This window comes from Streptacidiphilus jeojiense, from assembly GCF_000719095.1.
Classification (GTDB): domain Bacteria; phylum Actinomycetota; class Actinomycetes; order Streptomycetales; family Streptomycetaceae; genus Streptacidiphilus; species Streptacidiphilus jeojiensis.
The window spans coordinates 1-22,757 of the sequence record NZ_JOEH01000046.1; the positions used below are offsets into that span (position 1 = coordinate 1).

The 22,757-nt window shown below is 69.1% G+C and carries 18 protein-coding genes; 4 read left to right on the plus strand and 14 right to left on the minus strand.

The genetic code is table 11. The features are described from left to right. Positions 1-413 precede the first annotated feature (413 nt). Complete coding sequence (locus tag IF29_RS0138260; protein ID WP_030266017.1) at positions 414-893, minus strand: MarR family winged helix-turn-helix transcriptional regulator; 480 nt, start codon at positions 891-893, stop codon at positions 414-416. 273 nt (positions 894-1,166) lie between these two features. Between IF29_RS0138260 and IF29_RS42835 the strand changes: the two genes are divergently transcribed. Beyond that, a complete protein-coding gene (locus IF29_RS42835; protein WP_198037670.1) occupies positions 1,167-1,679 on the plus strand; it encodes a GlcG/HbpS family heme-binding protein in 513 nt (170 codons plus the stop codon). 334 nt (positions 1,680-2,013) lie between these two features. On the opposite strand, the gene IF29_RS0138270 is transcribed toward IF29_RS42835, so the two are convergent. After that, complete coding sequence (locus IF29_RS0138270) at positions 2,014-3,558, minus strand: N-acyl-D-amino-acid deacylase family protein (RefSeq protein WP_030266025.1); 1,545 nt, start codon at positions 3,556-3,558, stop codon at positions 2,014-2,016. A gap of 92 nt (positions 3,559-3,650) precedes the next feature. Then, the gene (locus IF29_RS0138275; protein ID WP_037598267.1) at positions 3,651-5,081 is read right to left on the minus strand and encodes a type III PLP-dependent enzyme domain-containing protein; all 1,431 of its coding nucleotides are present in this window, start codon (positions 5,079-5,081) and stop codon (positions 3,651-3,653) included. A gap of 143 nt (positions 5,082-5,224) precedes the next feature. On the opposite strand from IF29_RS0138275, the gene IF29_RS0138280 reads away from it, so the two are divergent. Beyond that, complete coding sequence (locus IF29_RS0138280; protein ID WP_063757712.1) at positions 5,225-6,328, plus strand: Lrp/AsnC family transcriptional regulator; 1,104 nt, start codon at positions 5,225-5,227, stop codon at positions 6,326-6,328. Positions 6,329-6,401: 73 nt separating this feature from the next. On the opposite strand, the gene IF29_RS0138285 is transcribed toward IF29_RS0138280, so the two are convergent. The 4 genes from IF29_RS0138285 to IF29_RS42840 all read right to left on the minus strand — a co-directional run bounded on the left by IF29_RS0138285 (position 6,402) and on the right by IF29_RS42840 (position 10,878). After that, positions 6,402-7,472: an NAD-dependent epimerase/dehydratase family protein gene (locus IF29_RS0138285; RefSeq protein ID WP_037598269.1), complete on the minus strand. Its 1,071-nt coding sequence runs from the start codon at positions 7,470-7,472 to the stop codon at positions 6,402-6,404. Between the two features lie 318 nt (positions 7,473-7,790). Beyond that, complete coding sequence (locus IF29_RS0138290) at positions 7,791-8,828, minus strand: zinc-dependent alcohol dehydrogenase family protein (RefSeq protein ID WP_030266039.1); 1,038 nt, start codon at positions 8,826-8,828, stop codon at positions 7,791-7,793. A gap of 94 nt (positions 8,829-8,922) precedes the next feature. After that, positions 8,923-10,065, minus strand: coding sequence for an o-succinylbenzoate synthase (gene menC, locus IF29_RS0138295; protein ID WP_030266042.1), 1,143 nt, complete (start codon positions 10,063-10,065; stop codon positions 8,923-8,925). 6 nt (positions 10,066-10,071) lie between these two features. Beyond that, positions 10,072-10,878, minus strand: a complete 807-nt coding sequence (locus tag IF29_RS42840; protein ID WP_051726581.1) for a GNAT family N-acetyltransferase — start codon at positions 10,876-10,878, stop codon at positions 10,072-10,074. A 126-nt stretch (positions 10,879-11,004) separates the two neighbouring features. Here IF29_RS42840 and IF29_RS0138305 point away from each other — a divergent pair, with 126 nt between their 5' ends. After that, a complete protein-coding gene (locus tag IF29_RS0138305; protein WP_030266047.1) occupies positions 11,005-12,651 on the plus strand; it encodes a PucR family transcriptional regulator in 1,647 nt (548 codons plus the stop codon). A 362-nt stretch (positions 12,652-13,013) separates the two neighbouring features. Here IF29_RS0138305 and IF29_RS0138310 read toward each other — a convergent pair whose 3' ends face one another. The 7 genes from IF29_RS0138310 to IF29_RS0138340 all read right to left on the minus strand — a co-directional run bounded on the left by IF29_RS0138310 (position 13,014) and on the right by IF29_RS0138340 (position 21,708). Continuing rightward, a complete protein-coding gene (locus IF29_RS0138310) occupies positions 13,014-14,297 on the minus strand; it encodes a YhgE/Pip domain-containing protein (protein ID WP_051726583.1) in 1,284 nt (427 codons plus the stop codon). A gap of 148 nt (positions 14,298-14,445) precedes the next feature. Beyond that, positions 14,446-15,252: a 4-hydroxy-tetrahydrodipicolinate reductase gene (dapB, locus tag IF29_RS0138315; protein ID WP_030266052.1), complete on the minus strand. Its 807-nt coding sequence runs from the start codon at positions 15,250-15,252 to the stop codon at positions 14,446-14,448. Positions 15,253-15,369: 117 nt separating this feature from the next. Next, on the minus strand, positions 15,370-16,380 hold the full coding sequence (locus IF29_RS0138320) for a dipeptidase (RefSeq protein ID WP_030266053.1): 1,011 nt from the start codon (positions 16,378-16,380) through the stop codon (positions 15,370-15,372). A gap of 424 nt (positions 16,381-16,804) precedes the next feature. Then, positions 16,805-18,901 carry an MFS transporter gene (locus IF29_RS0138325; protein WP_030266055.1) on the minus strand — a complete coding sequence of 699 codons (2,097 nt, stop codon included), beginning with the start codon at positions 18,899-18,901 and terminating at the stop codon, positions 16,805-16,807. Positions 18,902-19,340: 439 nt separating this feature from the next. Beyond that, positions 19,341-20,351, minus strand: coding sequence for a dipeptidase (locus IF29_RS0138330; RefSeq protein WP_030266057.1), 1,011 nt, complete (start codon positions 20,349-20,351; stop codon positions 19,341-19,343). Positions 20,352-20,688: 337 nt separating this feature from the next. Continuing rightward, complete coding sequence (locus IF29_RS0138335) at positions 20,689-20,991, minus strand: sugar diacid recognition domain-containing protein (protein WP_084715482.1); 303 nt, start codon at positions 20,989-20,991, stop codon at positions 20,689-20,691. Between the two features lie 24 nt (positions 20,992-21,015). Next, positions 21,016-21,708, minus strand: coding sequence for a GntR family transcriptional regulator (locus IF29_RS0138340; RefSeq protein WP_030266063.1), 693 nt, complete (start codon positions 21,706-21,708; stop codon positions 21,016-21,018). A gap of 108 nt (positions 21,709-21,816) precedes the next feature. Here IF29_RS0138340 and IF29_RS0138345 point away from each other — a divergent pair, with 108 nt between their 5' ends. Next, on the plus strand, positions 21,817-22,737 hold the full coding sequence (locus tag IF29_RS0138345) for an ornithine cyclodeaminase family protein (protein WP_030266067.1): 921 nt from the start codon (positions 21,817-21,819) through the stop codon (positions 22,735-22,737). Positions 22,738-22,757 lie beyond the last annotated feature (20 nt).

Here is a 22,757-nt window from a genome sequence, read left to right on the forward strand (position 1 = left end):
AGTACCGCCCGCACCTGATCGACGCCTGCCTCGCCGAGACCGGACTGATCATCGAACCCTGGTGACCGCCACGAAGGCCATCACGCTTTCAACCTCAGTGAGTGTGGCGAGCGTGATCTTAGCTGGGTGCTGCCGGCGTTCGTACTCGTGGGGAGGTCGCCACGGCCGTCATCGCCCTGGCTTAGGACCACCGCGTCGAGCGGCTCGTGCACCCGGTTGAGCAGCTGGAGGAGCCCACAGCGAGGGCCGAGGTCGAGCACCGCGCCGAGGCGGCCCGCCAGTTCCGGGTACTCCGCTTCATGAAGCGCAAGCTCAGGAAAATCCAGTACCGCGCACTTGGTCGATGTCTGCCTCGCCGAAACCGGACTGGTCATCGAACCTGCTCTCTTCGTGCGATGTCGGTGACCGTGGGCCTAATCGCCCGAAGTATCCTCGCCGGGGTCGATGGCTCGCAGAATGCGCCGGCCGATTTCACGCAACTGTCGCTGCTGAGCTCTGGTCAGCGGGTCGAAGACCAGGCGGCGGACCTCGTCCACGTGCCCGGGTCTGTAGGCCTGGACTTCGGCACTGCCCTCGTCGGTCAGGATCGCGAGGGTATGGCGTCCGGCGGGGTCCGGGGCGCGGCGCAGCCAGCCGCGCTTCTCCAGGCGAGTTACCACGTTGGATAGCCGGGAGAGGCTGCTGGCGGTGAACTGCGCCAGCTCGCTCATCCTCATGGCGCGTTCGGGCGCGTAGTCCAGCGTGTACAGCACGAGGTACTCGAAGTGGGTGATCCCGGCGTCTCGCTGCATCTGAGTGTCCAGGGCGGCGGGTAGGCGCAGCATCACATGTGCGAGGGTCACCCAGGTCTGCTGCTCCTCGGCGTCCAGCCAGCGCGGCTGTGAATCGTTCATACCCCGAGTGTACTTCAAGCGTGAACCTTGTCACGCCACGGAAAGGGTTGCTGATTCAAGTGATCGGCACTAACCTCATGTTCAAGCTTGAAGCTCGCAGAGGCGGGTGAGCCTGGCATGAGCTGCCGAAAGGCAGCGAGCACCGTCCGTCCCACCGGGCAGGGCGCGCCGTGAGGCCGTCTCGCGCCGGCTTGATCCGGCACCACACGGAGACCAAGGAGATCTGAGATGACGCAGGAACCGTCAGAGCAAGCCGACGAGAGCCAGGGACCCATGACCAGGCGGCGCGTGATGGCCGCGGGCGGGGTGCTGGCCGGCGGGCTGGCAGCTACCGGACTGCTGGCCAATACCGCTGTGGCCGCCGCCGGCGCCACAGCCCCGGTGACCACCAAGACGATCAGCCTCGACCAGGCGCACCGCATCGTCCAGGCTGCGATCCAGTACACCAAAGAGCATTCCCTTCCTCCGATGTACGTCCTGGTCGTCGACGGCGTCGGTCAGCCCACAGCCTCGGCGCGGATGGACGGCAATGCCCTCGCGTCCCTCGACCTGGTTCCCGCCAAGGCGTATACCGCCTGCAGGTTCGGCACCGCTACCGCGGACCTGGCCGCCGGCGTCAAGGACCCTGGACAGATCGCCGCGCTCACCGCCGGCGGAATGAGCCTGCTGCCCGGCGGACGGCCGATCGTCCAGGATGGCGTGGTCATCGGCGCCATCGGCGCCGGTGGATCCATCAACCCGGCCGTGGACGACCAGGTCGCCATCGCCGCCCTCAAGGCACTGTGAGGACACATGTCACCGGCGCCGCGACCGCCGCAAGCCGCGGCACTGTTCACCGACGACGGCGCGTAAAGAGGCAACGGGCGAGTCTTCGATCGCTTTACCCGCCGGCCTGGATCAGGAGTGCTGAATGGTGGAGTGGCCCATGCCAAGAGGTGAACTGGGCGGCTTCCGTTCTGATCGTTGGCTGATGTGCGTCGTGGCTGGGAGGTGACGGTTCGCAGGTTCAAGTCCCGTCGCCCCGACTGGGAGGTAGCTCCAAGTCGCAGCTCAGGGCCCTGTTTCACGAAAGTGGAGCGGGGCCCTCGCCTGTTCCCTGGCCTGCCTCTCAGCCGCAGGGCTAGGCCCGCGGGCGCTTCAGCACCCGGCCCAGGCGCAGGCCCGTCAGTTCGCCGTCGCGAATGGCGAGTCGGCCGTTGACGGCGACGTGCCGCACGCCCGTCGCATAGGACAGCGGCTCGGTGTAGGTGGCCGTGTCCGCGACCGTATCGGGGTCGAAGACGACCAGGTCGGCGATGTTGCCCTGGGCGATCACGCCTCGGTCGCCCATGCCTGCGCGGGTGGCTGGCAGTTGGGTCATCTTCCGGACCGTCTCGGCCAGGTCCAGCAGTCCTCGCTCGCGGCTGTCCGTCAGGGCTCGGGCGAAGGCCCCGAAGTTGCGCGGGTGGTGCTGGCCACCGAGGTTGACGTCCAGTGCCCAGCCGTCGCTGACCACCGCGCTGGTCGGATGGAGCAGTACGGCGTCCACGTCCTCCTGGGCCATCGCATGGTCGATGATCAGGATGTTGGCCTGGTGCTCGGCCAGCAGGTCGAGGACTGTCTCTGCGGCGTCGAGGCCCTCAGCGTCGGCGATCTGCTGGACGCTCTTGCCCACCCATGTGCTGTACCGGCCTTCCGGCAGGGTGGCAATGACGATGCCTTCGGGAAGAAATGTGCCCCCGGTGCGGGAGCGCAGCTCGTCCGCGATGGCCTGCCGCGTCTCGGGTTCGGCCAGTCTGCGCAGCAGGGCCTGCTGGCCCCCGTCCATGGCCCAGTCCGGCATGCGTGAGGTGAGCACAGTCGAAGCCGCGGTATAGAGGTAGACGTCGCAGGCGACGTCCAGGCCCTCGGCGCGGGCGTCGTCGATGATCCGCAACGCTTCGGTGACCTTGCCGTAGTTAGCTTGGCCCATCGCCTTGAGGTGCGAGATCTGCAGGCTTACTCCGCTGGCGCGGGCCGTCGAGATCGCCTCCTGAACCGCCTCGATCAGCTGATCCCCTTCATCGCGCATGTGGGTGCTGTAGAACAGGCCGGCCGCGTGCGCCTCGCTGGCCAGAGCGGTGATCTCGGCGGCATCGGCGAAGGATCCCGGGGCGTAGATCAGCCCGGTGGAGAAGCCGAAGACGCCCTGCTCTGCGGCCTCGGACAGCAGGGCGCGCATCCGCGCGACCTCCTCGTCGGTGGCCGGGCGGCGGTCGTCGCCGATCGCGCTCTGGCGCAGCGCGATGTGTCCGACCTGCGCGGCGATGTTGACGGCGGGTTCGCAGGCCTGGATGCCCTCGGCGTAGGTGGTGAAGTCTCGCCAGAACGGTGACGGGAAGGGCGAGGTCCCGCAGTTTCCCGTGACGAGCGTGGTGACGCCCTGGCGTAGGCAGCCTTCGGCCGCTGGGGTGATGTTGACGGTCAGGTCGCCGTGTGAGTGGAGGTCGATGAAGCCGGGTGCGACGGCCAGGCCCTCGCAGTCCAGCACCTCGGTGGCTTCGGCACAGGTGCTCACTTCGGTGTCGTCGGCTGGGATGACCGCGACGATGCGGTCGTCCCGTACGCCGATGTCGGCGCGCCGCCCGGGGGCGCCGGTGCCGTCGTAGACGGTGCCGCCGCGAAGCAGAAGGTCGAATACAGGCACGGAATGTCCCTCTCAGTGGTGGGTGTCTGCTGTCCGTGTGCTCGGTTGTGTGCGCGAACCGCAGGGGGTGCCGGGGACTTGTGTTGCCCCTGTCAAAGGACGTTGTGCGTTCCCTGGTCCTTGACGCGGTCGCCGTCGAGCAGCCCTGTCAGCGCGTCGCGCTGGCAGGCGCCGCTCTCGGCGAGGATCTCCTGGATGCTCTGCTCTGCGCGCACGACGGCGAACCGCACCTGGCCCCCGCCGCCCTGGGTGCCTGGGCCATGGTGCCTGTCCTGCGCGCCATTCGCGTCCGTACGGGTGGTGAAGGCGTAGATGGCCGGCCTGGCCAGACTGTTGTAGGCCCAGTGGGACGAGTAGTAGTAGCCGCCGGTGTCGTGAAGCACCACCAGGTCGCCCGCGGACAACCGCGGCAGCACCCGCTCGCGCGCCACCAGGTCGCCGGCAAAGCAGCACGGCCCGGCCACGTCCTGCACGACGGGCTCGCCCTGGTGTGGGGCCCCCGCCGCGTCGTACGCGCTGACCCGCAGCGGCCATGCCTGGGGCATCAGCACCGTGCGGGTGGCCACCTGCGCTCCGGCGTGCGTCAGCGCGATCCGCCTGCCGCCGGCCTCCTTGGTGTACTCCACCTGCGCGGCAATGAATCCGGCCTTGGCCACCAGCGAGCGGCCGAACTCCGTCACCAGCTCGTAGCGGCCGCTGAAGAGCCCCGGCACGCGGGTGCGCAGCAGGTCGGCATACTCTCGGAAGGCTGGTCGGCGCTGGTCGTCCTGGAAGTTGACCGGCAGTCCGCCGCCGATGTCGATGGCGCGCACCTGCTGGTGCCCGGCGCGGTTGTTGACCTCCTCGGCGAACTCGTACGCGGCCCGGACCCCCGTGGCCATCAGCTCGAGCGAGCAGCCCTGCGAACCAACGTGCACATGGACGCGGCTCAGCTGCGGGAAGTCGAGAACGGCGTCAACAGCGCGTTCGCGGTCGCCCGGATCGCCGATCGGCGTGCCGAACTTCGAGGAGGCGCCGGCAGTACTCATCGCCTCGATCACCCCGGTACCGACCTGCGGGTTGAGCCGGATTCCCAGTGCGGAGGAGGTCTCGTGGTCGGCCAGCAGCTCCTTGATCCGCTCCAGTTCGTCGAGATTGTCGGCGTTGACGCCCGCGCCCAGCTTCAGCGCGTACGCGAGTTCGGCGCGGGTCTTGGCGGGCGAGTCCAGTACGACGCGGTCGGCAGCGGCGCCGGCCGCAAGTGCGAGCGCCAGCTCGCCGGGGCTCGCCGCCTCCCATCCCATCCCTGCGCTCCCGAGCAAGCGCAGGACGGGGACCAGTGGCGCAGCCTTCACTGCGAAGGTGTGCAGCGTCGCGACGCCGTCGAAGGCCTCGTGCAGGTCACCAACGGCTTCGAGCACGGCATCGGCGTCGAGGAACCCGGCGACGGGGTGCTCGGGGCCCACCAGCCCGGCGGCCGCTGCCGCGCGCACCGCGCGGTCGAGGCTCGTCTCCGGTGCCTCCCGTTGTGCCCGCTCATCCATGACGAGGTCCTTCCGGTGGCGTCGTGCAGTTCACCGCTAGCATTGGATCAACGGCAGCTACCTCAACCAGGATGCAGGAAACCGTCGTGTCAGCGGATCAAGGTTGCAATGGTGATCGATGATCATGGACCCAGGTGTTCTGAATGCAGGAATCCTTCAGCGCAGTCGACGAGGTCGATCTTGCATTGATCAACGCGCTGCAAGTCACCCCGCGGGCGTCCTGGGCCCAGTTGGGCAAGGCGCTGGCCATCGATCCCGCCACCGCGGCCCGCCGTTGGGAGCGGCTGCGCGAGGTCGGGCTCGCGTGGGTGACCTGCGTGCTCGGTCCTGCGCTGCACACCTACTTCTGCATGGCCTACGCCGAGGTGGCGTGCGAGCCCGCTCGTCTGGACGCGGCCGGCGACTTCCTGGCCCGGCACGGCTCCGTGCGCTACGTCTACCACCTGACCGGAAGCCACCAGTTGCTGGTGGCTTCCTCGCACCGCACTCCGGCGGAGGTCTCCGGCCATCTCGCCCAGGTCCTCGCCGCTGCCCCCGGTGTGCGCTCCTACCGCGCAGAGCTGCGCACCGTCGGCTTCGGCGAGTCCAGCCGCTGGCGGTTGCGCAGTCTGGACGCGGCGCAGCGCGGGTTGCTCGCGGGCGGCGCGGTCGACAGGCGCGGCGGCGGCTCCGCGGGGCAGTCGCCGCCAGCGCTGGGTTCGGAGGGTGCCTACCAGGAGCTTTACCAGCTGTTGCAGGAGGACGGTCGCATGCCGTTCGCTCAGCTGGCCCGGCGCTCCGGGGTGAGCGAGCCCACCGTCCGTCGTCGGGTCAAGTTGCTGCTCGATCAGCGCCTGCTGCGGCTGCGCTGTGAGGTCGCCCAGTCGGTGACCGGCTGGCCGGTCACCGCAGTGCTGTGGGCGACGGTGCCCCCGGAGCAGCTGGACGTTGCCGGGCGTGCGCTGACCGTGCTGCCTGATGTGCGGGTTTGCTGTGCGTTGACGGGGCCTCGCAATCTGATGCTGGTGGTGTGGCTGCGCACGCTGGACGAACTGCCTGCGCTGGAAGCGCGCATAGCCCGTCAGCACGGTGTGGTGGTGGTCGACCGGGCCGTGTGCCTGCGCACGGTCAAGCAGATGGACCGGCTACTGGATGCCGACGGGCGTGCCGTGGGCTTCGCCCCAGCCCTTCTTGCTCCAGCGGCCGCACAGCAGGGGGCGGAACAGGAAATGGGGGACACCGGCCTGAGCCCGGCGGATCCGGCGTGAACCACCGGCGTGCCCCACGCACATCGGCTCGGCATCGGTCACCTACCGCCCCGGGAACTCTTCGCCCGGACTTTCAGCGGCTCGGCCGGACGAGCTGCGCGACCATGTCCTCCATGGACTGCTGGGCGGGCCGGTAGCGCACGCCGAGGACCAGGCGGCTCTTGGTCGTGTCGCCGCGGAACGGGAAGCCGATGTTGCTCCGCAGGTAGGAGCGGTCCAAGCCCGCAGCCGGTGCGATCGCGACTGCGAGGGGCTTCGGGAGCGCCCGGCGCGGCAACGGGTACCGGGATCCGTAGGAGGGCATGAGGCGGCGGCCGAGGTCGACGATGTCGGTGGATTCCGCGACGAGGAGGTGGCGGCCCTGGGCCTCGGTCAGGAACGCGGCAGCCAGGTGCGCGTAGGCGACCTCGCGCACGTCGACGACCGTCAGGGTCACGCGGGGGGCGGCGAACCGCGCCCGGCCGTCGACCATCTGACGGGCGATGTTGAAACTCTCGCTGGTCGGGTCGGGGTTCAGCGCGGGGCCGATGACCAGGCCGGGGTTGACGGTGACCAGGCGCCAGCGGTCCTGGGCCCCGGCGATGCGCCATGCCTCCTGCTCCGCACAGGTCTTGGAGTAGCTGTAGGGTTCACGGGCCAGTGACGACGTCGTGTTCCAGCTCTCCTCGGTCACGATCTGGCCAGGGAGTCCGAGGATGTCCGCAGCGTCGCCGAGCATGGCGGCGACCGAGCTGGTGAGGACGACGCGCTCGACGCTCTCCACCTGGTTCGCCGCTTCCAGCACGTTGTGCGTGCCGCGGACGGCCGGGTCGACGAGGTCGCGCTGCGGGTCCTCCACCGAGCGGACGAACGGTGATGCGGTGTGGAGGACGATCCGACAGCCCTGCATGGCTTCCTTGTACGAGCCGTCGCGCAGCAGATCGGATTCGAAAAGCCGGAGCTTGCCGGGAGAAGCCGCGGCCGCGTCGAGCAGATGCTGGACCTTAGCGGCGTTGCGTGGGTCGCGGACGGCGGCATGGACGGTGACCCCGGCGTCGAGCAGGCTCTTGACGATCCAGCTGGCGACGTAGCCAGTAGCACCGGTGACCAGCACCGGGGCTCCTGCGGCGATGGGCAGGTTTCCGAGTTCGATCCGAGTGTCCATGTGCTGCTTCTTTTCACTCTTGCGATGGATTGAGACTGTCTTCAAGGTCGGGTTCGGAAGAGGATTGAGCCGATGACGACGGCGGCTCAGCTGGGCTTGCGGAGCCATCGGCGACCCAGGCCCGATGCCACCTGAGGCGTATGCGGCGCGGGGCCGGCGGACCGCCGTGACGTGCCCGAAGCTCATCCATTCCAGAAGTGAGGTGTAATGCCTTACCGTGAAGGATTCGCTGATTCCAGCCCACTTGTCAAATGAACGTTCTTCCACTCACCTGCACCGTCACGCGCCTCCGGTCCAGGGCGAATGAGGAGAACGTCATCAGGGCGCGATGATGGTGACGCCGCCCGTGCCACCCGCGCGGCCCATCGCGGCCAGAGCCGCTGGAGCGGCGTTGAGCGGGATGACGGCGGTCACCAGGAGGTCGGGGCGCAGGACACCGGAGCCGACCAGGTCCAGCATCGGGGGGTAGGCGTGAGCAGCCATGCCGTGACTGCCCAGCAGTTCGAGCTCGAGGCCGATCACCCGGCTCATCGGGACGAGCGCGTCCTGTGGCAGCAGCCCCACCTGGACGTGGCGGCCGCGGCGGCGAAGGGAGCGGACGGAGGCGGCGCAGGTAGGCGGCGATCCGAGGGCGTCGAGGGAGACATGGGCGCCGCCGCCGGTGAGCTCGCGCACGACCGCTGCCGGATCGTCGACGTCTGAGGCGGTCACCTGGACGCAGTGCGCGGCGCCGAAGCTCCGCGCCAGGTCCAGCGCCTGGGGGGAGAGGTCGAGCGCGACGACGCGGGCTCCGGAAGCTGCGGCGATCATGACGGCGGACAGCCCGACTCCGCCGCATCCGTACACCGCGACCCATTCCCCCGCGGCCACACGGCCGTGCGCGACGACCGCCCGATAGGCTGTGGCGAACCGGCAGCCGAGCGATGCCGCGGTAGCGAAGGACAGGTCCTCGGGAAGCGCGACCAGGTTGACGTCGGCGTGGTCCAGAGCCACGTAGTCGGCGAAGGAACCCCAGTGGGTGAATCCTGGCTGGGTCTGCCGCTCGCACACCTGCTGCTGGCCTGCCGCGCAGGCCCGGCACGTTCCGCAGGCGCAGACGAAGGGAACCGTGACCCGGTCTCCCGGGCGCCACCGTTCCACCCGGCTGCCCACCGCCTCAACGACGCCGGCGAGTTCGTGGCCGGGCACATGGGGCAGGGAGATGTCGGGGTCGTGGCCCATCCAGCCGTGCCAGTCACTGCGGCACAGGCCGGTGGCCTCTACCCGGACCACCACACCGTGCGGTGCCGGACTCGGGTCCGGCACCTCCCGTACCTCGGCGAGCTCCCCATACCGCTCGAACACCGCTGCCCGCATCCGTTCGACCCGCCACTTCTCGCTCGTTCCGGCGCTCCGGCCGGAACACTGGCTGACTGATTCCCAGAGATCGTGCCCTGGATGACACCGGACTTCATGTCGAGGGGACTGGAGCAGCGCGGGCCTCCGCACGCCGGACGGTTTCGCGGCGGACGGTCAGCTCGGCGAGTACCTCGGGTATCGGGGTGACGCCGATCCCGCGACCAGCGGGGACGTCGATCCGACCGTCGACGACGGTGAAGGGATCGGTCAGGTCCTGGCGGAAGTACCGGTCGGAGCCGGCGATGTCGGACGGCAGGGTGAAGTTGGGCAGCGCGGCGAGCGCCAGGTTGGCCGCCCGGCCGATGCCGGTCTCCAGCATCCCGCCAGCCCAGACCGGCACCCCGGCCGCAGCGCAGACGTCGTGTATCCGACGCGCCTCCAGGTAGCCGCCCACCCGGCCCGGCTTGATGTTGACGATGCGGCAGGCGCCCGTCGTGATCGCCTGGTGTGCTACGGCAGCCGAGGTGATCGACTCGTCCAGACAGATCGGCGTCTGCAGGCCGGCGGCCGCCAGGTGCGCGTGGCCGGCGATGTCCTCCTCCGGCAGTGGCTGCTCGATCAGCAGCAGGTCGAAGCGGTCGAGGACACGCAGGGTGCGCAGGTCGTTGCGGGAGTAGGCGGCGTTGGCGTCGACCTGGAGGAGGGTCTGGTCACCGAAGCGATCGCGGACGGCGGCGACCGGCTCGATGTCCCAGCCGGGCTCGATCTTGAGCTTGATCCGGGCGTATCCGGCGTCGAGGTAGCCGTCGACCGCGTCCAGCAGCTCGGGGATCGAGTCGTGGATCCCGACCGAGACGCCGGAGCTGACCGAGGGCTGGACGGCCCCCAAGTACTCGGCCAGCGGCATGCCGGCGGAACGGAGCTGGGCGTCCAGGACTGCCGTCTCCAGTGCAGCCTTGGACATCCGGTGTCCGTGCACTGCAGCCAGCGCCGGGGCGACAGAGGCTGCCGTCACGTCCGGGAGCGCGAGCAGCCGGGGCAGCAACTGGTCGACGAGCGCCCGGTGAGCGGCCTCCGTGTACTCGCTGGAGTACAGGGGGTCGGCCAGCGCCACACACTCGCCCCAGCCCTCGGCACCGTCGGCGACGACGCGGACGAGCAGCACGTCACGGCGGGTCTGGGTACCGAAGGAGGTGCGGAAGGGGGTCACCAACGGCATGTCGAGTCGCAGCAGCTCAACACAGTCGATCTTCATGCGGTTCTACTCTCCTGTGCTCATGAGGCTGGCTTCGGGGGTGACTGGCACGGTGGGGCCGGCTTCGAGGGTGCACGTACCGTCGCGGTCCACTGCGGTCCAGCGGTACCCCGTGTCGAGCAGCGGAGCCATACGCGCCCGGAGCGCGTGGCGCCAGGCGAGTGCATGCTGGGAGTGCACGACGGTGGGGAGTCGAAGGGTCACGGGGGCGTTCGCCGGCGGCCGCGCCGAGCCCCCGCCGTCGAGCGGTGCCCCGTCCTGGCCGGGCGCCAGCAGGGGTTCCCCGTGGGGCGCCGGGTCCGCGCGCGTGTGCCCGCTGTCGGTGAGGTCCCAGAGGACAAGCACCCGGTCGCTCGGCAGGCCGCGGTTGTGCTGGTCCGTCATCTCCCCGTAGTAGTCGGGGATGTAGGCCGTGCCGAGAGCACCCAGCCGGTTGATGTTGAAGAACGCGTTGCGGTGAACCAAGGGGTCGAAGGTCCAGGTCATGCTGGTGACGCCGCGCACCAGGCACCACTGGCGCTGGTGCTCCTTGACGGCGCGCCCGATCCCCGAGCGCTGGTGGGCCGGGTCCACGCCGACGAGGTGGGAGTGCAGGGACGGCTGGTCGGGAGCCCGGAAGCCGACCGCGCCACCCACCAGCGCCCCCTGGCCGTCGTAGGCGCCCAGCACCATCCCGCCGCAGTGGGCCAGAGCGCGCAGCACGGAGAAGGGCACCAGTGGGGCGGGGGCGCCCCAGATGCCGTCCAGCAGGGTGCCCAGTGCCTCCAGTTCGTCCCGTCGCCGGAGGTCGGTTATCCGCAGTCCGTTGTCCATGGCCGCAGCGTGCCCTGTCGGCCGTCTGCGCGGCCTCGTCTTCTGCGTCAATGAGGGTGATCCCGAATTGTGCTGCGCGACAATCAAGCCTCCCGGACGTCTGGATCGAGCCCGTACCATGCCGCCATGCAAGCCGAACTGACCATAGGTGAACTGGTCGAGCAGTTGGGGCCGGCCGTACTGCGGCTGGCCGTGGAGCCTGGCAGCGCAGGGAGCTCGGACCGGGTGCTCGGCGGTGTCTCCATTCACGCACCAGGTGCCGAGGAGGCCCCTGAGCCCGGCGGAGTGGTGCTCGTCGTGGGAGTGCGCGACCACGCGGAACTGCTGGCCTTTGCCGAACGTGCGGCCGGTGCCGGAGTGCACGCGCTGGCGGTGAAGGGCCCGCTGCCCGATCCATGGGAGAGCTGCCCGCTTCCCGTCATCGAGGTGAACTCCGGTGCGTCCTGGCTGCACGTGGCCACCACGGTGCGGGAGCTGCTGCTGGCCCGGGCCCGGGCCCGGGTGGAGCCGGACGCCGGCCCCGGTGATCTGTTCGGCCTCGCGCAGGCGATCGGAACGCTGCTCGGCGCCCCGGTGACCATCGAGGACCCGTCCTCGGCGGTGCTGGCCTGGTCATCGGGGCAGGACGACACCGATCCGAGCCGGATAGAGACAGTGCTCGGACGGGCGGTGAAGCAGAAGGAGCTTGAAGTACTGAACGCCCGCGGGGACTTCGCACGGCTGCGGGCGAGCGATGATCCGGTGTTCATCGAGCCGGTGGCGCCGGGGATGATGCCGCGGGTGGCCATCGCGGTTCGAGCCGGCTCGGAGGTGATCGGGTACGTATGGGCTGTCACTGCTGAGCCGCTCGCCCCCGAACTGGCAGCCGGGCTGCGCGAGCTGATGCCGATGGCGGCACTGCATCTGATGGGCGCCCGGGCGGACCGGCAACGGCAGCGTGAGCACCGCCGGGAGCTCTCCGCCGTCGTTCTCGGCGGGGGTGCGGCGGCCGTCGAGGCCGCTGCCCGGCTTCGCCTGGGGGCGGGACCGCTGTGCGTGCTGGCGGCGGCTCCTCGGCGGGACGCTGAAGTGTTCACGGAGCCGGACACCGAAACGGCGACGGCGCTCGCCAAGGCCCGACGAAAGGCCCTGGACCAGGAGCTGGACCGCTACCTGTGCGCGATGCATCCGTCCGGTGTCGCCATGGCGGGCGGCCCGACGGTATACGCGCTGCTGGCCTGGCCGCAACGGACGCCCGAGGAGGCGGTAGCCCGCTCCCGTGCGCTGGCTGCGGACTTCCTCACACGTTCCCCGGCCGGCGCTGGATTCGCCATCGCCGTCGGAGGGCCGGTAGCCGAGGTGGGCGCCGTGCCGACGGCCCGCCGGCAGGCAGACGCGGTACTGCGGGTCCTACGGGGCCGGTATGACTCGCCGCCCGGGCAGGCCGCGACGCGCCCACCGACCGTTGCCACCGTGTCGGAGACCATGCTCCCGGTGCTGCTGGACGGCCTGGCCGACCAGATGCGTGAACTCGACCTCACTGTCGGCTCCGGACCGGTGCGCCTGCTGCGCGAGCTGGATGCCCGGGAGGGGCGGCGCGGGGTCCTGGTCGAAAGCCTGGCGGCGTACTTCGCTGCTGCAGGCAGCACCGAGGTCGCGGCAGAACGGCTGCGGATCCACGTCAACACCATGCGGTACCGCCTGCGCCGGGTACGAGAAGCCAGCGGTCTGGACTTCGCCGACGCCGACGCGATGCTGCTCGCCCAGATCGAACTCCGGCTGACGGCGTCATAGCTGCGAGAGCCACCTCCACGGAGGCGCACCTCCGAGCCCGGCTCCAGCCGCGTGGCCCGCGGCGGGCTGGTAGCCGACGGCAGCGGCGAAGCAGACTGCGGCCGACGTGGTGGTCGACACCGGCGGCCGGATCGCTGCGTCGCCCCGCCCGGCACGGTTCCCACAGCAGACCGCTACCTCGGCCCCCGATTCGGGCAGCGACTCAGCCCGGCCGACTGACCCGTTCGACCCACCACCGGACCATCGCCGACCTGCGTCCCTACGTACTGAATGCAGCCGAGCTCGGCATCGCCAAGCTCGGCAGCGACCGCATCAAGGGCCCGGCATGAGCAGCCGTTCCCCGCTCACGGTGGCATTCCTCCTCATGTGGGTTGGGGGGTGAGGCGTTTGAGGCCTTTGTGGTCGTAGTAGCGGGTCATGGTGAAGCCGAAGGCTAGTGCGGCTGCGAAGCCTACGGCGATCATGATCCAGGCTTGGGTGAGGCCGGCGTCCCCCACCGCGTCGAAGTAGACGATGGCGCGGACGCCTTCGGCCAACTGGTGCATGGGTTCGATGTGGGAGATCCATCGGTAGAAGCCGGGTACGGCTTGGAGTGGGACGGTGGCTCCGGAGGAGGGCAGGCCCAGGACCATGAACACGAACATGGACACGAGTTGGCCGATTCCGCCGAAGGCGGCGTTGATGGCCTGGACTCCGAGGCCGACGGTCAGGGTGGCGCAGTAGGAGAAGATCCAGAGCAGGGGTAGGTGGGAGGCGTCCATGCCCAGGATGCCGATGCAGGTGACCATCACCAGCGTGGAGGTGAGCAGGCTGATGCCGGCGGTCATGGCCATCTTCAGCAGCAGGCCCTGGGTGCGGCTGACAGGTACCGTCGGGCGGCGGTAGTGCCAGGGGCCGACCTCGATGTCGGCGTAGCCGAGGGCGCCGTCCACGCCGGTGGTGATGACGCTGCCTCCCATGAATCCGGCCAGGACCAGCAGCAGGGTGTAGTAGAACGCGGTCAGACCCAGCCCGCTGTGCTGGCCGATGGGGACCCCGACCTGCGTGGTGACCTGCACCGGGTCGGCGAGCAGGAGTTGCGTGGTTGTTCCTGTGCCCTGGGCGGAGGCCGCTGCGGTGAGCTGTTTGCCGATGTTCTGGGATGCGGTGTGGGCGGCGGTGGTGGTGATCTGGGAGGCCAGGGAGGAGCCGAGGCTGCCCAGGGCGGGGTTGGTCACCACGGTCAGGGTCGGCTTGGCGGTGGCGTGGGTGGTGGTGAGCGCGGCCACCGAGGTGGTGAAGTGGGCGGGGATGATCAGTGCGCCGTAGATTTTTGCGGTTCGTAGTTGTTGCTGGGCCTGGGCGTAGGTCAGTTGGCGCCATTGGGCTTTGCCGGAGGTGTCGGCGAGGACGGCTTGTTCGACTTGGGTGCCCAGGTTCTGTGCCTGGCCGGTCAGTGGCTTGTCGGTGTCGGAGTTGACGATGGCGATGGGCAGGTGGCGTAGGTTGCCGCTGGGGTTGACGATGCCGCCCATGTAGAGCAGCGACATGAACAGTGCGAGCAGTGCGCTCAGGACCGTGGGGGCCAGCCACAGCTGCGGGCGGCGCAGCAGTGCGGCCGCGCTCGCCTGCATGAGGGGGCGGCTGGGAGGCTGATCGGCAGACATGAATTCCTCTTCGGGCGGTACAAGGGAGGCGAAGGGGGTGCCGAGGTGCGGACAGGCGACCGGCGTTTCCACAGTGGGTGCGCCCCTGCCGTGTTGCAGGCTGGTGGCGCTCTACGGGTGAACGGGTGAGCGGGCCAGCCGGACGTTCTCAGTGTTCGAACAGCAGCGCGTCCAGGCCGCGCACGAGGCCGGTGCGTTGCGTTGCCTTGACGGCAGCCAGGAGTGTTCCGTCCACGTAGGGTGTGGCGTCCGGTCCGGCGTCGTGGCGGATCGTCAGCCGTTCGCCGGGCAGGCCGAACGCCGCCTCGACACTGAGTGTGTAGCCAGGGAGCCTGATGCTGTGCACTTGGGTGGCGGCGACCGTCGCTCCCCGTGCTCCCGGGACACCTCCGGTATCAGCGAGGGCGACGTCCAGGTGCGGCCTGTGGACGCCGGCGAGGCGTTCGGCCAGTTCGCGTGCCGTTCCGCCGGGTGCGTCCGCCTTGGCGGAGTCCGCGTACTCCACGATCTCCCAGGTCGGCAGGTGCTCGGCGGCGAGCAGCGCCGTGTACTGCAGTAGCGCTGCAGTGATCGAGAAGTTGCCCGAGGCGGCGACGCCGCGTCCTGCCGTGGTCGCCGCGGCGTCGATCTCGGCGAAGTCGTCGGCGGACAGGCCCGAGGACCCGACGACCACCGCTACGCCGTGCTGCAGCGCGGTGAGCACGTGGTCCTTCACGCTCAGGTGCGAGGTGTAGTCGATCAGCACGTCGACCTCGCCGGCATCCAGCGCCCCTTGCACGGTCGGGTACAGGGGCACATCCATCGGGCCGCGCCCCAGGGCGGTTCCCAGGTCCGTCCCGGCGTGCGTACGTGCAACACCGGAGATCAGCGTGAACTCCTCACGCTCTGCAGCGGCCCGCGCCACCGCGGACCCCGTCCAGCCCGTCGCACCGGCAATGCACAGACGTACTGCCACAGCTCCTCCAAGGCGCGGCTCATCGCCGTCGCTCGACTGGTGTTGCGGCCGTTCGGGGCCGCGGTTGGTCCTCAATGGTTCGTGGTGTGGAACGAGGCGTGGGCCGGAAGTACGTTCCTACTCTCCCCAGACCTCTCGGAAGACGCGCATCCAGTTGCCGCCGATGATCTTCTGCACCTCTTCGGTGCTGAAGCCTGCGTTCAGCAGGCCCTCGGTGAGGTTGACGGCGCTGGCGGGCGTCTCGATGCCCTTGGGGTAGTGGTAGGGCGGGGGCGGGTAGGTGCCGGGCAGCCACTCACCGGTCTCGACGAACTTGTCGTAGATCGCCCGGGCCTGTTCCAGGTTGGAATAGGGGTGCTGGCCTTCGGAGTAGTCGAGCCCGAGGGCGATGTGGTCCACCCCCACCAGGTCGGCGACGTACTTGATGTGGCCGATGAGCTGTTCCAGGCTGGGCTCGGCGTCACCGGAGACGAAGGCGGGGAAGGCGTTGGCTCCGACCAGTCCGCCGGACTGGGCGACTGCCTTGATCTGGTCGTCGAGGATGTTGCGCGGGGAGCCGTGCACGGCCTTGCAGCCGGCATGGGAGAACACCGTGGGCCGTTCAGAGGCCTCGATGATGTCCATGGTGGTCCGGTGCCCGGTGTGGGAGCAGTCGACGACGATGCGCGCCTCGTTGAGGCGCTTGACGACGTCGAGGCCGAAGCGGCTCAGGCCGGCGTCGGTGCGCTCGTCGCAGCCGTCGCCGATGCGGTTCTTGACGTTGTAGGTCAGCTGGATCATGCCGACGCCCATTGACTTGTAGGCGTCGATGTAGTCCAGGCGGTTCTCGATCGGGTCCCCGCCCTGGAAGTGCAGGATTATGCCCATCTTCCCGGCGGCCTTCGCAGCCTCGATGTCAGCGGCGGTGCGAATGACGGTGATCATTTCACTGGCGGCACGGATGATCTTGTGGGCGAGGCCGATGTTGCGCAGCGTTCCCAGTGCGCCGTCGAGGTTGTCGCTGACGGTCGCGGAGATGGCGGTGAATCCGCCGGCCATGTAGTCGAGCACGCCCTGGGCGTTGGCGGCGAGCGGGGCGGCGCCGTCGATCACGATCGACTGCCGGTGGAGTTCAGCTGCGGAGGTCATCTGGCTTCCTTTAATCGCTGTGATGAGTGAGCCGGGGTGCCGCCCGGGCCCGGGGCCCTGCGGCCCCGGGCCCGCTGCCCGCGCCGGTAGCCGGGCCGCCTGCCGGGCCGTCAGCACTGGTGGGGCTGGCGGAGATGGAAGGTTCACGTCCGAGTCGCGGACGGCAGCCGCGCCGGCGGGCGCGCAGAGCTCGTCGGCCTCATCCCGGCCTGGATTCGGCTCCGCGCCCCCTGCCCTGCGGGGTGCGGAGCCGGTTCCTGGAGCGGGCACGGGCCGACAGTGGGTCTTGACTGCGGTGTGATGCTTAATACCTTACATAGAGCATTGGCTGATTTCCGTCCACTGTCAAGAGGGCACGCGTTCATACGCCGTTGCCTGTAACCCGGGAGGGCTCCCTGAGAAACGGAAGCCCTCCCGGCGGGGTTCAGGCCGCGGCGGCCGGGGCCTGCTGGTCGAGCGACTCCTGATGGGCGCGTGCGTCAGCTCGGGCCTTGGCCGGGCTCCACCGTCCGGCCATCAGCCAGATGAACGGCAGGAACAGCAGTTGTCCGGCGAGGCACACCCACCACCAGGTCTGCCACTGCGACGGGGCGTCCTTGGCCGCTGTCCTGACCTCCGGCGCTTGGGACTGCAGGCGCTCCAGCGCAGTCGCGACCTTCGGGTCCTGGAGGCCGGGCCCGTAGGTCGACAGGAAGGACAGATCGGCCGACGGGACGGCGGCCAGCGCGGTCAGCTGGCTCGCCGCGTTCTGCACCGGCTTGGCGTGCGCGGACAGGAAAACCAGGTCAGCTGCGGGCACCTGGGCCAGTGCCTTGAGCTTCGCGGCTGCCTGGGAGGGGCTCAGACGCAGCCCGGTCGCGATCTCACCCACGGCCCTGGTCCGGGCCGCGGTGTCCTTCGGGTTGGCCAGAAGCGCGGCCTGGACGGCGGGGGCGATGACGGATGCGGTCGTGAGCTGGTCCTTGTACTGCGCGGACAGCGCCATGGTCTGTTCGACGTCAGGGAAGGCGACTCCGGAGATCTCGGAGACTGCTTCGGCCTGGGTGGCACCGTTGCCAGGCGAGGTGGTCAGGGCCGCGGAGGTGGCGGGCTTGAGTTTCGCGGCCGTGGCCAGTTCGGACTTGTACTGGTTGCCCAGTGCCTTGGCTCTGGTGACGATTGTGGGATCGGCTGCGACCGCTTTGACGACCGCGTTCTGCGAGGTCGACAGGGCCGGATCCTGCCCGGAGGCGGAGGCCACGACCTGCGAGCCCTTGTCCACCAGGGTGCTTGCTGCCGGGATGACCTGGATCAGGCCGACCAGTGCGAGGACCACGACCGTGCGCAGGGTGCCGCCCCACACCGCGAGGCCGGTCGCGGTGGCGGCCGGGTTGCGGGCCTCGACGGTCTCGGTGAAGGCGGCCATCCACGCGGCGAACGCCATCGCGCCGCCGACCGCGATCAACGCGATGATCGCGACGAAGTGGTAGTAGCCGGTGCTCGTGTCCGTGGTCGCCACGGCGAACAGCGTGACGCCGACGGCACTGGTCAGGGCTCCGACGATCATGAACGGCTTGCGGACCTTGGTCCAGTCGGACAGCACCCCCACCACGATCAGGGCGATCGCCTGGATGCCCCAGTACCAGTTGGCCAGCGCATTGGCCCGGGCCAGCGGGTAGCTGAAGACCGTGGAGAAGAACACCGTGAAGAAGCCCACGGCTATGTAGTAGAAGAGCAGGAACATGCTGATCGCGAACGCCGGCCCGACGATGTTCAGGCGCAGCATCTGCCGCCAGTGGCCTCGCAGGGCCTCTTCGGGGTCGATGCCGCGGGCGCGGGCCTCGATCAGTGCTCTGTCCCGCAGGCTGACCATCAGCTGGTCGCGCAGCGGCGGTGCCAGCTCGCGGAGTCCGACGAAGGCAACGGCGAACATGGCCAGGCCCACCACGCCGCAGACGCGGAACTGGAACTGCCAGTCCGGGTGCGAGGCCAGGGTATGGCTGGAGACCTCGGAGACAACCAGGCTGCCCACCACTGGGCCGAGTGTCCAGAAGCCCATCGCCGACGCCCGGCCCAGTTGCGGGGAGAAGTCGCGGATCAGTGCCGGCGTTGCCACCAGGATCATGCCCTCGACGAAGCTCACCAGTACGGTCAGCACGAGGAACGCTTCCTTGCTGTGTGCGTTGGCCTGCCCGAACAGGACCAGTGCACCGGTGGCGCCGAGCCCGTAGACGACCAGGTTCGCCCGACCCCACCGGTCGGCGAGGCCGGCCAGGACCGAGGCGAGGGCGCCCGCGGCGTTGCCGACGATGGAGATGAAGATGAAGTACGTCAGTGACATGTGCAGCTGGCTGGTGAGCTTGGTGCCGACCGAGCCGCCGACGTAGAGCTCGTAGTACAGCACCACGGTGGCCAGCACCACGATGCCCAGGTAGAACGACCGCGGACCGTTGTCGGGATAGCGGTCCAGTTGCCGCCCCCAGATCCCGCGTCTGACGCCGATCAGCGGCGGAGCTGTGTCCGCTGCGGTGCTTGCTGACATGTGGAACCGTCTCTCTGAAGTAGATGGGAACGGTTGTGCGGTACTTCCTTGTCTGGTGCATCCCGGCCACGTGCTGGGATCGGGCACCGCTCTGCCGCCTGCGATGAACGCGTGACCGGTAGGCGGGAGCGGTAGTGGAGGGCTCCGCATCGAGGCGCGGGGCGGACGTGGTTCGCTGGGCCGCCAGGGAGGGGCGCCCGTCCTGTAGCCGTTGCGTTCCAGGGCATGTGACGTCGAGTCGGCTCAGCGCGGCAGGTTCGCGATCAGTGCGCGCGGGGGAGGAGGCGATCGACGTCCCGGTTGTGTCGGCACGGTGGCCGCAGGTGCTGCGTTCTGTGTCCACCGCCGGCGCCGGAGGGCGTGTGGAACCAGGTCCTCGGTAAGGACCTGCGGGTGCGCGGAGCGGAGCGGTGTTCGAGGGGTGGAGCCTCGGGAGGTGCTACTCGCCCCAGACTTCACGGAAGACGCGCATCCAGTTGCCGCCGATGATCTTCTGTACCTCGTCGGTGCTGAAACCAGCCTGCACGAGGGCTTCGGTGAGGTTGGCGGCCTTGTCGGGGGTCTCGATGCCCTTCGGGTACAGGTACGGAGGGGGCGGATAGGAGGCCGGGGACCATTCGCCGGTCTCCAGGTACTTCTGGTAGAACGCCGCGGCGTCCTCATCGCTGGAGTACGGGTGCTGGCCGCTGAAGTAGTCCAGCCCGAGGCCGATGTGGTCGACGCCGACCAGGTCGGCGACGTACTTGATGTGGTCGATGAGCTGGTTCAGGCCCGGCTGCCGGTCGCCGGACACGAACGGCGGGTAGGCGTTGGCACCCACCAGGCCGCCGCTCTGCGCGATGGCCTTGATCTGGTCGTCGACGATGTTGCGCGGCGAGGGGTGCACGGCCCGGACGCCGGCGTGGGAGAAGACCGCAGGGCGCTCGGAGGCCTCGATGGTTTCCATGGTCGTTCTGAAGCCGGTGTGCGAACAGTCCACGACGATGCGCGCTTCGTTGAGGCGCTTGACGACGTCGAGGCCGAAGCGGCTCAGACCGGCGTCGGTGCGCTCCTCGCAGCCGTCGCCGATGCGGTTCTTGACGTTGTAGGTCAGCTGGATCATGTTGACGCCCATCGACTTGTAGGCGTCGATGTAGTCCAGGCGGTTCTCGATCGGGTCCCCGCCCTGGAAGTGCAGGATGACGCCCATCGTGCCGGCGGCCTTCACCGCCTCGATGTCCGCGGCGCGCCGGATGACGCTCAGCGCCCCGCCAGCGGACCGGATCAGGTTGTGGACCCGGCCCAGATTCCGCAGCGTGCCCGCCGCGCCTTCGACATTGTCGCTGACCGTTGCGGCAACGGCGGTGAATCCGCCCGCCATGTAGTCCAGTACGCCCTTGGGTTCTGCCATCAACGGCGCACAACCGTCGATCACGATGGACTGCCGGTGGAGCTCAGCTGCGGAGGTCATCTGGCTTCCTTCAATCGCTCTGATAGGTGATCACGACGCAGTCCCATGCGCTGGCCCGACGTCGGACCAAGTCCGCGTGCACGAGGCCGGTCCCGAAGAGTCGCAGGTGAGATCCAACTGCGGTGTGATGTGTAATGCCTTACGCAGAGGATTGGCCGATTCCAGTCCACTGTCAAGAGGTTGGTTGTTTGCTCGTCGTTGTTCCGAACCTGGGCACAGTCATGACGGCCCTGAAGGTCCCGGGACGTCGGACGAGCCGTGTGCTGCGGCTTCCGGTGCACGTCGGCGCCGCAGCCGAGGAACGCCGTGGGCGGGGTGCCGCGTGTGGGTGTATGTGTCAGGGCCGTATGACGCTCGTGGGGAGCATCGGCCGCATCCCTGATGCCCAGGCGCGCGCCTGGTGCGCCGTGGTGGTCGCCGGCGACAACGTGGTCATCACGTCGAGCGAGGAGCTGTGCGGCATTCCGACGCGGGCCTGGTCACCGCTTCCGGTGACCACCCCTTCGGCGTCGGTGATCAGGACGTGGAACCCGATGATGGCACCGATGTCGGTCGCGATCTCCTGAGCCAGTGCGGGGGTCAGCGCTGGCTCGATCCCGTCACCAGGCACCGTGCCCGATCCGTTCCCTGCTTGGATCATTCATCCAGGTGACCAGCGCTCGGTTCAGGAGTCGGCTTCGGAGCGCCCGGCCCAGATGCCGCGGGTGTGCGCCAGGTGCTTGCGCATGAGCTGGGAGGCCAACTCGCCGTTGCCCGACTCGATGGCGTCGATGATGTCGAGGTGCTCCTCGCCGGAGCGGGTCAGCTCTCCCTGGTCGGCCAGCTTCTGCAGGCCCTGCATCCGAGCCTGGTCGCGCAGCTGTCCGATGATCGTCACCAGGCGGCGGTTGCCCAGCAGTTCAAGCAGGCCGAGGTGGAACTGTCGGTCCAGGTCGAGGAAGGCGGTGAGGTCGCCCTCGCGCGCGGCATCGGTGATCTCCTGCGCGAGCTGCCGGAACCGTGGCACCGGCGCCCCGTCCAGGGCCTGGACCACTTCGGCCATGGCCGGCACCTCCAGCATGGTGCGCAGCCGAAAGATCTCCTCGAGGTCGTGGTCGGTGAGCACCGGGACTCGGAACCCCCGGTTACGGATGACCTCGACGATACCCAGGTTGGCGAGGTCCATCACCGCCTCGCGGACCGGGGTCACCGAGACGCCGAGTTCCGCGGCCACGGTGATGACGCTAGTCACCTGCCCCGGTTCGATCTGGCCCAGCACGATCTGCGTCCGCACAGCCTCCCGGGCCTGCTCGCGCAGGCTGATCGACTTGAGTTGGGGAGTGCGGGCGGCCGGTGCCGCCGGGCGAGAGTTGGTCACGCCTCATACATAACACGAAAGGCCCACAGCGTCGACGCACTTCCACATCGGGCCCGTATAAGGTGTAATACCTTACTTGCAGTTGTGCCTACTCGAAGGCTGGATGCCATGAACACCATCACTGTCGGTGAACGTGAGATACGCGATGCCGTCACGATCGGAGAGGCGATCGAGGCAGTACGGGGCGGCTTCGTCGACCTCGCCGACGGACACTTCGAGATGCCCACCCGCACCGCCCTTCGCGAAGGGCAGTTCCTGGTCATGTCGGCGCACCACCGGCCGACCTCCTCGGCCATCGTCAAGACGCTGAGCGTGAACTTCGACCGCAAGCCCGCCATCACGGGCACCGTCGTCTGGAGCGAGACCGGCCGCCCGGACCACCTGGTCGCCGACGCCGGAGCGGTGACCTGCCTGCGCACCGGCGCCGCGGTCGGCGTCGCCACCGACCTCCTCGCCCCTCCCGGGGCGGGACGCCTCACCCTGATCGGAGCCGGCGGCCAGGCCCCCGACCAGGTCCGCGCCGTCCACGCGGTCCGGCCACTGAGCCAGCTGACGGTCGTGGACTTCGACCCGCAGCGCGCCAAGTCCCTGCTGGAGACGCTGGAACCGGAGCTGGAGGGGGTGGAACTGTTCCGCACGACCGACGCGGAAGCGGCCGTGCGGACAGCGGAGATCGTGTGCTGCGCGACCAACGCGACCAGCCCGCTCTTCCCGGAGTCGGCGCTGCCGACACAGGTGCACGTCAACGCGATCGGCGCCTACCTTCCCACCATGCGCGAGCTGCCCGATGAGCTGCTCGGGAGCAGCACCGTGATCGTCGACGACCTCGCCGCGATCCTGGAGGAGTCCGGCGAGATCATCCACGCCATCGCAGCCGGTGCTCTCACCCCGCATGCCCTCACCGAACTCGGCACCGCGCTGAAGACCCCTACCGCGGACTTCGGCAAGCGGACCGTGTTCAAGACCGTCGGCGTTGCCGTGCAGGACTGGGCCATCGCCCGGCTGCTCGCCCAGAAGTTCCTGCCCTGAACCGATGCAGCTCGCTCCGG